Consider the following 12,227-nt stretch of genomic DNA (forward strand, 5'->3'; position numbering starts at 1 on the left):
CTCCTTTAATCGACGATCGCCGAGATGGCCGCGTCAAGGTCGGCACGGGATTGATCGACCTTGCGCCGGCTCTGCGCAACCCACTCACGGTCCTGCTCCAGTTCGTTCTGGGCGATCGACAATAATCGCCGGACCTCGTCCGGGCCGACGCCGCCCGCGGAAGTGCGGGTCTCGACAAAACGGCGCGGGTTCAAAGCATCGCGGACCTGGGCATCCGAGTAGCCCAGGGTTGAGCCGACAGTTTCCACGCTGGCTTGATCCAGTGCGGCGCCGGTCACCCCGGCAGGAGCCACGCCCTCGTACAGACAGTTACGCACCAGGCGGGCCACGATGTGGTGGACCTGGCGGAAAGAGATGCCCCGGTCCCGAACGATCACATCGGCGAGGTTGCTGGCGGTGCACCAACTCCCGGAGAGCAGGGCTGTCATCCGGTCCTCATGCACCACCAGGGTTTCAATGATGCCGGTAAACAGGTCCAACATGCCTTCGGTGGTGGCCAGCGCATCATGGATCAACGGCAGGTCGCGCATCGCCTGGTCGCCGGTGCCTTCGGACCGGAAAGTGGCCAGGGCCGTGCTGAGCCAGGTCACCGATCCACCTGCAGCTTTCTTGATGGTTTCCAAGCCGCTGGGGTTTTTCTTCTGCGGGAAAATACTGCTGGTGCCGCAATAGCCGTCGTGGCTTTCCACCGTTCCAAATTCGACGCTCGACCAGATATGCAGGTCGGTTGCCAGGTCGTTCAGGTCGGCCATGACAAAGGACAATGCGCCAATCGTCTCTGCTGCGTACCATGCTTCGCGGCCCAGCTTGGAGTTTTCTACCAGGCTGTCGAACCCCAACAGGTGCGTGGTGCGCCCACGGTCCAGCGGCCAGGACGTGCCGGCCAGGCCGACGGCACCAAGGGGGTTGCGATTGACCCGGGTGTAAGCGTGCATCAAGCGGCTGAAGCTGTCGTGCAGCCTCGACGTAAAACTCAAAAGGTAGTGGCCGAACACCCAGGGCTGGGCATGCTGCATATGGGTGTAGCCGGGCATGATGGTGCCCGAATGCGTGGAGGCCTTCTGAATCAACGCCACCTGGAACTCATTGATACGGTCCAGCACCGCCAGGATGCGCTTGCGGTCGTACAGGCGGCGTACCGTTGCCCCTTGGTCTATCCGGCTGCGGCCGGTGTGCATCTGCCCGGCCGAGTCTTCGCCGATCCGGGAGAAAAGGTACGATTCAACCTGAAGCAGGAAGCTGCCTTTCTTTACATCAAACGGGAAGTCGGCGGGAACCATGTCCCGAATCAACCGCAGCTCCGCGAGGATGGCTTGCCCGACCGACACAGAAAGAATCTGCTGTTCAACCAGCATCACGGTGTGCGCCAGGTCCACTTCGACAAACTCGTGAAACTGACGTTTCTCGGTCTCAAGTGCCGGAATATCATGGTACTTGACCATGCGTTCAGCGGGAGGAGCACTCAGGCGAGCGTCGGTTAACAGTGTTTCGTTGGCATGTAAATTCGACATTTAAATCACCGCTCAATAAGTTCTACATTCGTCAAATCGATGGTCCCTTCATAATCGACATCCAGGCCATTCAACGCTTTACGCACACCAATTATTTGCTCCTGGTCAAACAGCGGCAGATTGTCCGGGTCTTGTTCCCATAGAATCTGCTGAATCTGGCCGTAATAGGACATGCGTGTTTTTTCATCCAGTTCACGCGAGGCCAACTGAAGTAATTTGTCTACCTGAGGGTTGCTGTAACCCGTGAGATTCTGCGGGTCGCCGCTGGACAACTTTCGACGCAAACGAATATCCGCGTCAGATATGCCCGTTCCCAGTAACCACATGTTTGCGTCATTGCTACCTTTGCCCGTGCCCTTGCCCGGCTCGGGACGATACAAGTTCTTTTGATACGTTGCCCATTCCCATACCTTAAACTCGGTCTTCAGCCCCACGGCGTTAAGATAGCCTTGGACAACTTCCGAGACCTGGCGATCTTTGGTATAGCGTCCCGCCGGGGTCCATATAACTACGGTGCCTGGATAACCGCCTGGATATACCTCGTTAATTATTTTTCTTGCCGCATCAGGGTCGTACTTCACCGGAGGGAATTCACGTCGGGCTTGCGTACCCTCCGGAAATGGGCCAGTGGGTACTTTTCCATATCCCAACAACACTTTGTCGACCAATGCCTGGCGATCAATCGCCATACTCACCGCCCTCCGTATGCGCGGGTCATCAAAGGGCGGTTTGGTCAGGTTCATTTCAAAGAACACCTGGAATGTGCTGGGTACCCGCAGCAAGGTGGATTTATTCAGTTCCTTTAATTCAATAGCCGCCTCGGGCGATAAATTTGCCGCGATATCCGCATTGTTCGTTCGCAGCTCTATGACTCGGGAAGAATCTTCCCTGACCGGACGGAACACGATGGTTTCCGGTTTTGCCGTTGTTCCATAAAAAGCGTTGTTCTTATGAATAACGGCCTGGTCGTTGGGTATCCAACTATCAAATACGTAGGGCCCGGTACCGACGGGATGGTGCCCATAAGCCCGTCCATATTTAACGACAGCGGCCGGACTGCTGATTGACGAAGATTCTTTTGCCAGTAACTCCAACATTGTGGGTGACGGATTTTTTGTGGTGATGCGTAACTCATTCGGCGCTAGCGCATCCACCGAAGCTATATCCGCATAGTAGGACCGGTGCGGAGAACCGAGCTTGGGGTTCATGATTCGGTCCAGGTTAAACTTCACCGCTGCAGCATCAAACGCCGTGCCGTCATGAAAGGTAATTCCCGGTTTCAGGATAAAAATCCATTGCCGTCCATCCTCGGACCTTGACCATGACTGCGCCAAATCAGCTACAAACGTGTTATGCCCGTGACCGTCCCATGCGACCAACCGATTAAACAGGTGATTAATCACGTTATAGGAAGGCACACTGCGCGAAATCGCTGGGTCCAGGGTATCGATATCAGCGCCTTGAACGAATGTCAGCTTCTTCAGGTCTTTGGCGTTGGCAACAAACGATAGGCCCGCCGACAGTCCAAGGATGCCGACAACAGCGAAACTCCGTATCAATACTTCCAGGCAATTCAGACGCCGCATAATCTTTCTCGCTTGATAATTCTGGTGGACACACAGGGCGTGTTTAACCGCGCCGAACTCATTTATGCGTTACGTGATTTCGGGTCGATGTAGTCTCGCAACGCATCCCCCACAATGTTGAAACTCAATATGGTCAAAACCAGTGCAAATCCGGGCGCAATCAATACGTAGGGATGGGTGGTCAATAACGGCCGCGACTCGGCAATCATCGAGCCCCACTCCGGGGTGGGCGGCGGCGGGCCAAGCCCCAGAAAGCTGAGCCCGGAACCAATGAGGATTGCTTCAGCCAGCGAGACGGTGGCCTGGATAATGACCAGCGAACCGATATTCGGCAGGATATGTATCAGCAGCAGCCGCAGATCGCTGACGCCAATCGACTTGGAGGCCAATACAAACTCGCGGTTTCTCAATGCCATGACCGGCCCGGCAAAGAAACGCACGTAAATCGGGATCGTTGAAATGGCGATGGCCAGTGTCAGGCTTACTATGCTGTTGCCCGCCACCGTGATGACCAGAATGGCAACCAGTGTCCGGGGAAATGCAATCATCGAGTCCATGACCCGCATCACCACCCCGGCGATGGCGCCGTTGTAATAGCCACACGCCGCACCTAAAGCGATGCCAATGACCATCGCAATGCTGACACTTGAAACTGCGACGGTGAGCGTAATTCGTGCCCCCCACACGACTCGACCCAACAAGTCACGGCCCAATTGGTCCGTGCCGAGCCAGGAACTTGCACCGGGCTCGACAAGGGACGTTGATAAGTTGATCTTGGTGACCGAATCCCAATCAAACAACAAAGGGGCAGCTATCGCCGCAGCAACCATCACCAGGATCACGATCAATGAAGCAAACGCGAACCAGCGCTTATTGGAAATAAGGAAACTGACAAAGCCCAACCGATATTTTTTCGGAAGTTTCATATCGGCCTCAGTTGTAAGTTACGCGAGGGTCGAGGACGCCATAAACCAAATCCACCATTAAGTTGATAATTACCACCACCGCGGCAAACACAAGAACTGTGCCTTGGACGACATAAATATCCCGAGCCATGATTGCATCAATCAAGAGCCGCCCCATTCCCGGCCAGGCAAATACTGTCTCGACAATAACCGCGCCACCCAGTAACCGGCCGAAGTCCATACCGAATACTGTCACCAATGGAATGGCCGCATTGGAAAGTGCATGCTTGAGTACTACCTTGTAACTCGGTACACCTTTCGCATAGGCAGTACGAATATAATCTTCCCTCAGCACATCCATCATGGTGGATCGGGCCAGCCGTGAAAAAGTTGCAACATACGGCAAACCAAGTATCAAGGCCGGTAATATCAGGTGTTGCAGCCCGCCTCTGCCGGTCGGCGGCAACCATCCGAGGTTGGCTGAAAAGATCAGCATCAATATCAGTCCCAGAAAGAAGCCAGGCATTGATATGCCCAGAACTGCAACGGTGGTCAGCGAACTATCAAGGAAGCCTCTGGGCTTCAAAGCGGCCGCAATACCGAGGGGAACGCCAATGATGACGGCAAGCAACATTCCGGCAGCGGTCAGTTCAATCGTGGCGGGAAGAGTTCTGGCTATACCTTCGAGCACGGGCGTGAATGTCTGGAATGACTCGCCAAAATCACCCACGACAACTTTCCTGACATAAATAAGGTATTGATTGATTAGCGGTTTATCCAATCCGTAGTTTTGCCTTATTTGCGCAACATCTTCCGCTGTTGCATCCGGACCTGCTGCCAGCTGCGCAGGATCTCCCGGAATAAAGTGCATGACCAGGAAGACCACAATGGAGACTCCCAGCAGCATCGGAAGCAGAAGTAACAACCTGCGGACGGTATAATTCAGCACGCGCTATCCTCTTTTTTATTTTTACTTAAGCGGCACCCGATATTAATAACGGGAACTGCTTTTCTTTGGTAAAACCACGCAACTAAATCATCGCGCCGTTACATGCTTATAGCAAACCGGTAACAGGTTGGACGCACATAACAAAATGTTATACGCTCGCAAAAATGCGCCCTCCAACATTCGATCGAGAGCCACAATGAAACTCAATCCTCGCCAATTGGAAGCTTTCAGGGCGGTCATGCTCACCGGAAGCATGACTATCGCCGCCGAGGCACTTCAGGTCAGTCAACCGGCCATCAGCCGGCTCATCCGCGACCTCGAAATTGTCCTTTCCCTTCGACTGTTTCGCCGTGAAGGCAATCGCCTCATTCCCGGGGCGGAAGCACAGGTGTTGTACGCGGAGGTGGACAAGTTTTATCAAGGCATAGAACGCATCGAGCGGGTTGCAGAGGACCTTGTGACGCTGCGCACCGGCACATTGAGGATCAGTTCAATGAGCACGCTGGGGCTCAGTGTGGTGGCTGAGGGGGTATGCCGATTCGCGCGAAAGCACCCCGAGGTCAGAACCTCGTTGGATGTGCGCAACTCGGTGGGCATCCTGGAACTGACGTCTGCCAACCAGATCGATATTGGTTTTGTGCAGATTCCTTCAGGGGAATATCCCGGGATCCAGGTGATCAACCTGCCACCCATCAGCGCGGTGTGCGTGATGCCGGCCAACGATATGTTGGCCACCAAAGACGTGGTGACCCTGGAGGATTTGCACGGGCGACGCCTGATTACCCTGAACGCCAACAATCCTTTGCAGCGACGCATCACATCAGCCATGGAGGCTCGGGGTGTTGCAGGCGTCTCCAGCGTTGAAACCACCGCCGCGCACTCCGCCTGCGGAATGGTGTCCGGGGGGCTCGGCATCACCGTGTGTGATCCATTCACCGCCTCCTACTCGAAATACCCGGGCCTTACGTTCAGACCGCTGGACCAGGACATACCCTTCGAGGTTTCGATGGTATTTCCGGGTCACCAGCAGCGCTCCAAGCTCGCCTCGGATTTCATGCAGGTCATGGAAGGTATCTTCAGGTCGGAGTTTATTTCCATGATTCCCCGTGAAGCGTACTGATCGCGAGTCACTTCAGTTCGGTTGAGTAATTCAGCGGCACCCATTGCCACGCGGCGCCCTGACCACGCAAATGCCCCAGGCCGGGAAACGAGAGGTGCGCCGCGCCGACCAGCGCGCCCTCTTTCGCAGCCAGGCTGAACACGGTCTCGCGGGCAGTGGTGGCGGCTTTCTTGTCCGTATCAAACTCGATAGTCACCGACGGGTCGGCAAACTGCACGGCACCGGCGTGGATCAGATCACCGGCGACAATCATCTTCTGGCCTTTGCTCTCAACCAGGTAGCTGGTGTGCCCCAGGGTATGGCCATAGCTGGACAGCGCCTTGAACCCCGGCAGGATCTCCCCGCTGCCCTGGAAAGGCTGGAACTTTCCAAGCGCGATATACGGGTTCAAGGAAGCCATTGCACCCTTCGCGAACTCGGGTACGAAGCTGTTGGCGTCGGCCGAGGCAGGCTCCAGCCTCGCCGGCGAGAGCCAGTAATCGGCGTCACGCTTGTCGGCGTGTACCGTGGCGTTCGGAAACACCATCACCCCTTCGGCAACCAGCCCACCCACGTGGTCCGGGTGCATGTGCGTGAGAAGGATGTCATCGACCTGCTCCGGCTTGTAGCCGGCTGCCTGCAGGTTGGCCGCGAGCTTGCCCAGGGTCGGCCCGAAGAGCGCACCAGCGCCGGTATCGATCAGGATGAGCCGAGTGCCGGTATTGACGAGATACGCGTTCGTCGAGGTCTCGGTGGGCACCCCGAGGAACGCCTTGCGCAGTGCGGTAGTGGTCTTGGCAGCCGGCTCATTCAGCAATTTGTCGAACGGTGCATCGATGGTGCCGTCACTCAGCGCGGTGACCTCGAAATCTCCAAGCATCGTGCGATAGTAACCAGGGGCCTGGGTTTTGACTTGGGGCGCGGCGGCAACTGCCACCGCCGGTGCCGCGATGGCTCCCAGTGCCAGGGCAGCAGCAAGGGCCGTGTAATTCAACACGCGGGTAAATGTCAGCTTGGTCATGGTGCAGCTCTCCAGTTGGAATCGGCGGCATCCTATTCAAGCGTTTTTTATAGTTGAAATCGAAACTCCGCATGCCAGGTATGTGTGGCGTAGATACCTGCCAGGGCCTGATGTCGTCAGGAAAGCACGCAGAGCTTGAGTTGTTCGCGCAACCAGAGATGTGCCAGGTCCTTGTCGAACCGTGGATGCCAGGCAGAGAACAAACTGAAGTCGCGCACCTCGAGGGGCAGAGCAAGGGCCGCCAGCGAGCGCTCATAACGGCTCAGGAAACGGGACGGAAGCACACTTACACAGTCGCTGTTCTGCAGCAGCAATGGAACGATGCTGTAGTAAGGCACCGACACCGCGACACGGCGCGCACGCCCCTTCTGCGCGAGCACATCATCAATAAAACCGTGAAAGCTGTTCACGGCACCCGACACCACCACATGCTCCAGGCCCAGGTATTCCTCCAGCGTTGGTGGCGCGGATCCGCGAGGGTGATCGGCGCGCTGGGCCATCTTGAATTCTTCCTGCAGCAGCAACTCGTGCGACAGGTTCCCGATACGGCTGTGTGATACCAGCGCGACGTCAATCTCGCCGCTTTCCAACTGATCGCCAAGCAACACCTGGTCGATCGCACGTATCGAAACCCGGATGCCCCCAGGACTCGCAGCCTGCACAAGCTGCACCAGCCGGGGCGCGACGATCGCAGCGGCGTTATCGTTCGCGCCAATCACAAAGGTCCGGTCCGACTTGGCAGGATCAAAGCATGGAAGGTCACCGACCACCGTCCCCAGTACCTGCAACGCCTGGCGCAACGGCTGACGCAAATGTTCGGCACGTGCTGTCAGCACCATGCCTTTTCCGGACTGAGCAGGCATCAATAAAGGGTCGCCGAACAGGTCACGCAACCGCGACAACTGCGCGGATAACGCCGACTGCGTCAGGTTGAGCTTCGCCGCCGCCCGCGTGACGTTCCTCTCCTCAAGCAAGACGCTGAGGGAAGTCAGGAGCGCGAGGTTGTGTCCAGTCAGGTTCATCGGGTTGATCCACTGCCATCTCTCAAGGTGACGTTAATGTAATCAGATACTGCCCCGACGTCACAGGCCTCCCTTGGCCATCCACCAACGCATATTGCTGCTGGTAATAGCGGTCTCCCCGGCCACTGTCGGCGACCAGCTTCACGTTCACGGCGCTGTGGTCGAGGGCCGTGACCGAGCCCACCGGTTGCACACTGCGCACGCTGATGGCGCTGCCGCGTGCGGACGTAGGGCAATTGTTGAGTTTCATCCCGTTGGCCACGGCGAGCGGTGTGCAAGACGCTTCGACGATGCTGCCGTGAAACGAGATGACTCCCTGCCCCACCGGGCTCGCGGCCATGCAGGCACCGGACAGGCTGAACAACAGGCCAACATGGATTGCAGACATTCTCTTGATGCGCATGCCGATACTCCCGGGGGTGATAAAGCCTATGCCCCGGGATATCGGCCGAGCAGCAGGTTATTTTAAGATTTGTCTGATGTTAGAAGCGGTTTTTCCAAAGACTTTGGAAATATCAGTGCCCGCCGACCACAGGTTTACCGTGGGCCCGGTGCCCCGGCTTGAAGCCATGGAGTCGCGCGCACCACACAATCGCGAAGCCCACCGCCAGCAACACCAACATTGCCCATGGGAAAGACGCCACGCCCCAGGTATCCAGCAACACGCCACCCACCACGCCGCTTCCGGCAATCGCGCTGTTCCAGGCCACCACATTCAGCGACAGCGCCACGTCCGCACCATCCCCGGCTGCGTCCGCCAACGCGGTTTGCAACAGCGTTGCAGCGCCACCAAAACTCAAGCCCCAGACCGCCACGCCGAGGTAAATAACGCCCGGCACTTGCGCGAGAAAACCGAACGCCAGGCACGTCGCCGCAAAGCCCGCCAGGCTGACCAGCACCGTCTTGCGCAACGCCACATCCACCAACCGGGCAGTCACCCAAATCCCGAGCAGCGCCGCTATACCAAACACCAACAACACCAGATCCACACGGTCCACCAAGCCCGCCGGAGCCACGAACGGCGCGATGTAGGTATAGAGAATGTTATGGGCGAGCATCCATGAGATCACCACCGCCAGCACTGGCCGCACACCCGGCGTGGTCAGCACCTTGCGCAACGGCATGCGCTGATGGGCCGACTGGCCGGGATAATCCGGCACTTTCACCAGTACCCAGACAATCAACACCAGGGTCAGTGCCGACATGATCCCGAACGTGGTGCGCCAGCCCACCAGCCCACCCAGCCAGGTGCCCAGCGGTACGCCAAGTGACAGGGCAATCGGCGTTCCTACCATGGCCAGCGCCAACGCCTTGCCCTGCTGATGTGGCTCAACCATGCGCCGCGCATAGCCGGCCAACAAACTCCAGGCCAGCCCCGCTGCCATCCCCGCAAGGAATCGCGCCAGCAGCGTCAGCCCGTAGTGGGACGACAGCGCGGTGATCGAATTGAACAGCAGAAAACCGACGATGGTCAGCAGCAGCACATTGCGTCTACGCCAGCCGCGAGTCGCGATGGTCAGCGGGATCACCGCCAGCACCGAGCCCAGCGCATACGCGGTGACCATCTGCCCGGCCATGGAGGCTGAAACTCCCAGCCCATCGCTGATCAGCGGCAACAGGCCCGCCGGCAGGGTTTCGGTGACGATGCAGATAAAACCGGTCATGGCCAGGGCGAGCAAGGCGCCGATGGGCAAGCGGTCGGGAACGGCGTCTGCCGATAAAGTGGTTGAGGGGGTCACAGGGAAACTCCTTGAGCGAGAAGACTTAAATACCGATCGATATAAATGTTGGGCGCCCCGCGCAGCGTTGTCAACGACTTATGTATCGACTAGTATTTATCTCATCACCCAAGAGGATTTCCACATGGCACAGATGGGTCGCCCCCGCACCTTCGACCGCGATCAGGCCGTGGAACAGGCCATGCACCTGTTCTGGCAGCACGGTTACGACGCGACGTCCCTGAGCCAGTTGAAAGCCGGATTGGGCGGCGGCATCTCCGCGCCGAGTTTCTACGCGGCGTTCGGCTCCAAGGACGCGCTGTTCCAGGAGTGCGTGCAGCGTTATCTGGCGACGTTCGCCCAGGTCACCGAATGCCTGTGGGATGACAGCCTGCCACCGCGCCAGGCCATCGAGACGGCGTTGCGCCAATCGGCACGCATGCAGTGTGAAGAGGGGCATCCCAAAGGCTGCATGGTAGCCCTGGGCGTGATGAGCGCGCCCTCCCCCGAGAACGCACAAGTCACCCATGGGCTGACCCATTCGCGAGAGCGCACACGGGCGGGCATCGTGCATTGTGTCGAGCGCGGCATCCGGGCGGGCCAGTTACCCTCCGAGACCAACGCCCGTGCCATGGCCACGGTCTACGACAGTTTCCTGCAGGGTGTGTCGATCCTCGCCCGGGATGGCGTCGACGCTGATGCCATCGATACTGCCATCGGCCAACTGATGCTGACCTGGGACTTATCCGCCGCTACAGCGCCGCCCATTCGGCGCGATGCTCCAGCAGAAAATCCACAAATGCCCGCACCCGATGGGGCACATAGCGGCCGTGGGGATACAGCAAGGTAAACGGCCGTGATCGCCCGCCGTAAGGCTGTAAGACCTCTACCAGGCTGCCGTTGGCCAACTCCTCCTCGACGATGAACTTGTAGGTCTGGAATAACCCCGCGCCGTGCTTGGCCAGGGTTACGCCACCCAGCACATCGTCAGAGCAGCTGTAGCCTGCTTCCCCGGCAAACTCCCGCTCCTTGCCGTCCACCTGGAACAGCCAGGAAATGCGCCGCCCGTTGCTCGGCAATTCGTACTGGATGCACTCATGGTTCGGCAAATCCTCCAGGGCATGGGGCGTGCCGGCACGCTTCAGGTATGACGGCGTCGCGACCACCACCAGCCTGGCGTCTTCCAGCAACCGCGCAATCAGCGTCGAGTCCGGCTGGGCCCGCACGCGAATGGCCAGGTCATAGCCTTCGGCGACGAAATCGATGTTGCGGTTGCTGATGTGGATATCCACGCTGACTTGCGGGTACAGCGCACGGAATTTCGGCAGCAGCGGCAGGATCCGGTGATGGCCGTAGGTGGTCGGGATGCTGATGCGCAACAGCCCGGACGGCACCGATTGCGCGCCCATCATTTCCTGCTGGGCTTCCACCAGTTGCGTCAGCGCCTGGCGGCATTGCTCGAAAAATGTCCGGCCGCCATCGGTCAGGCGGATGCTGCGGGTGGTGCGCACAAACAGCCGGGAGCCCAGGCGCTCTTCCAACCGCGAGATGCTGCGGCTCACCGCCGCCGGGGTCACGCCTGCCACCTGGGCGGCGGCGGTAAAGCTGCTGGCCTCGGCAGCCAGGCAGAACAGTTCGATGCTGCCCAGCTGCAAATCTTCGAAATGGCGCTTCATGATGGATTACACCGGGTATCTGCTTGGGGGCTCACCCGCTCTATTTATCAGCAAGGGCCGCATAAATATAGGGGTCCTACCTGGCCCGTGCTTGCTTTCATTCCACGCACACCGCCCACAACTTCCGTGGCAATGCTCCGTCGTTGCACCTTGCGAACTCCATCAACAACCAGCCGGTCGTGGTCAACCGATCACCGAATACCGACCGTGGTTCGCAGATCGACTCCCTGCAAAAAGGCGTGTATTTCCAGGACCAGATCAAGTTCGACGAGGCCACCACCTCGCGCGCAGGGTTGGTGTACAAGGCTGACAACGGCCTGGCACCGTACCTGAGCTACAGCGAATCGTTCTTCCCGGTAGCGGGTGTGAGCAAGGCCGGGCAAGTGTTTGTGCCCACCTAAGGCAAACAGTACGAGTTCGGTGACTCACCGCTGGTAGGCCAACAACGGCTCACTCAGCGGTTCGGGGCGTCAGGCATATGGCGTTGGGGGCGGTGATTGGGGGCATATCCGTTGGTTTTGTTACGGCTACTATTGGTTCCGCTCTTACAGCGGCTCACTTTTGAAAAGCGCAAAAGTAAGCAAAACGCTCTTGCCCCACCACTCGGCACCTCGCTTGGGCTCGGTGTGCCCTCAGCTCCGGCAGCACGAAGCGGGCCGCCGCGACGGGGCGTCCCTGCCCCGTCGCGGCTAAACCGGCGTCCTGCCGGTTTACCCGCTCCGTACTGCCTACGTTCGGCC

General features: G+C 58.4%; 12 protein-coding genes. 3 read left to right on the plus strand and 9 right to left on the minus strand.

Annotated features, from left to right (window positions below):
• Nucleotides 1-5: 5 nt before the first annotated feature.
• The 4 genes from argH to HX824_RS11535 form a co-directional block, all read right to left on the minus strand.
• Nucleotides 6-1,511, minus strand: coding sequence for an argininosuccinate lyase (gene argH, locus HX824_RS11520; RefSeq protein ID WP_023659030.1), 1,506 nt, complete (start codon nucleotides 1,509-1,511; stop codon nucleotides 6-8).
• Nucleotides 1,512-1,516: 5 nt separating this feature from the next.
• Entirely contained in the window at nucleotides 1,517-3,097 is a 1,581-nt protein-coding gene (locus HX824_RS11525) for an ABC transporter substrate-binding protein (protein WP_003207917.1), read from the minus strand.
• Nucleotides 3,098-3,159: 62 nt separating this feature from the next.
• Entirely contained in the window at nucleotides 3,160-4,023 is an 864-nt protein-coding gene (locus tag HX824_RS11530; protein WP_008433279.1) for an ABC transporter permease, read from the minus strand.
• Nucleotides 4,024-4,030: 7 nt separating this feature from the next.
• Nucleotides 4,031-4,951 (minus strand): ABC transporter permease, encoded by a 921-nt coding sequence (locus tag HX824_RS11535; RefSeq protein WP_177054556.1) that lies wholly within the window; start codon nucleotides 4,949-4,951, stop codon nucleotides 4,031-4,033.
• Between the two features lie 196 nt (nucleotides 4,952-5,147).
• On the opposite strand from HX824_RS11535, the gene HX824_RS11540 reads away from it, so the two are divergent.
• Complete coding sequence (locus HX824_RS11540; RefSeq protein WP_087692926.1) at nucleotides 5,148-6,071, plus strand: LysR substrate-binding domain-containing protein; 924 nt, start codon at nucleotides 5,148-5,150, stop codon at nucleotides 6,069-6,071.
• Between the two features lie 7 nt (nucleotides 6,072-6,078).
• On the opposite strand, the gene HX824_RS11545 is transcribed toward HX824_RS11540, so the two are convergent.
• The 4 genes from HX824_RS11545 to HX824_RS11560 all read right to left on the minus strand — a co-directional run bounded on the left by HX824_RS11545 (nucleotide 6,079) and on the right by HX824_RS11560 (nucleotide 9,832).
• Nucleotides 6,079-7,071: an MBL fold metallo-hydrolase gene (locus HX824_RS11545; RefSeq protein WP_003207912.1), complete on the minus strand. Its 993-nt coding sequence runs from the start codon at nucleotides 7,069-7,071 to the stop codon at nucleotides 6,079-6,081.
• A gap of 116 nt (nucleotides 7,072-7,187) precedes the next feature.
• Entirely contained in the window at nucleotides 7,188-8,093 is a 906-nt protein-coding gene (locus HX824_RS11550) for a LysR family transcriptional regulator (RefSeq protein ID WP_003207910.1), read from the minus strand.
• Nucleotides 8,094-8,115: 22 nt separating this feature from the next.
• Nucleotides 8,116-8,496 carry a type 1 fimbrial protein gene (locus HX824_RS11555; RefSeq protein ID WP_003207908.1) on the minus strand — a complete coding sequence of 127 codons (381 nt, stop codon included), beginning with the start codon at nucleotides 8,494-8,496 and terminating at the stop codon, nucleotides 8,116-8,118.
• Nucleotides 8,497-8,608: 112 nt separating this feature from the next.
• A complete protein-coding gene (locus HX824_RS11560; protein ID WP_177009643.1) occupies nucleotides 8,609-9,832 on the minus strand; it encodes an MFS transporter in 1,224 nt (407 codons plus the stop codon).
• A 124-nt stretch (nucleotides 9,833-9,956) separates the two neighbouring features.
• Between HX824_RS11560 and HX824_RS11565 the strand changes: the two genes are divergently transcribed.
• Nucleotides 9,957-10,661, plus strand: coding sequence for a TetR/AcrR family transcriptional regulator (locus HX824_RS11565; RefSeq protein WP_177054557.1), 705 nt, complete (start codon nucleotides 9,957-9,959; stop codon nucleotides 10,659-10,661).
• Here HX824_RS11565 and HX824_RS11570 read toward each other — a convergent pair.
• Nucleotides 10,564-11,487, minus strand: coding sequence for a LysR family transcriptional regulator (locus HX824_RS11570; RefSeq protein ID WP_003207904.1), 924 nt, complete (start codon nucleotides 11,485-11,487; stop codon nucleotides 10,564-10,566). The two genes, HX824_RS11565 and HX824_RS11570, sit on opposite strands and share 98 nt — an antisense overlap.
• A 143-nt stretch (nucleotides 11,488-11,630) precedes the next feature.
• Between HX824_RS11570 and HX824_RS11575 the strand changes: the two genes are divergently transcribed.
• Nucleotides 11,631-11,888, plus strand: a complete 258-nt coding sequence (locus HX824_RS11575) for a hypothetical protein (RefSeq protein WP_177021321.1) — start codon at nucleotides 11,631-11,633, stop codon at nucleotides 11,886-11,888.
• Nucleotides 11,889-12,227 lie beyond the last annotated feature (339 nt).

The organism is Pseudomonas sp. D4002 (genome assembly GCF_013385665.1).
In the GTDB taxonomy this organism is placed as follows: Bacteria; Pseudomonadota; Gammaproteobacteria; order Pseudomonadales; family Pseudomonadaceae; genus Aquipseudomonas.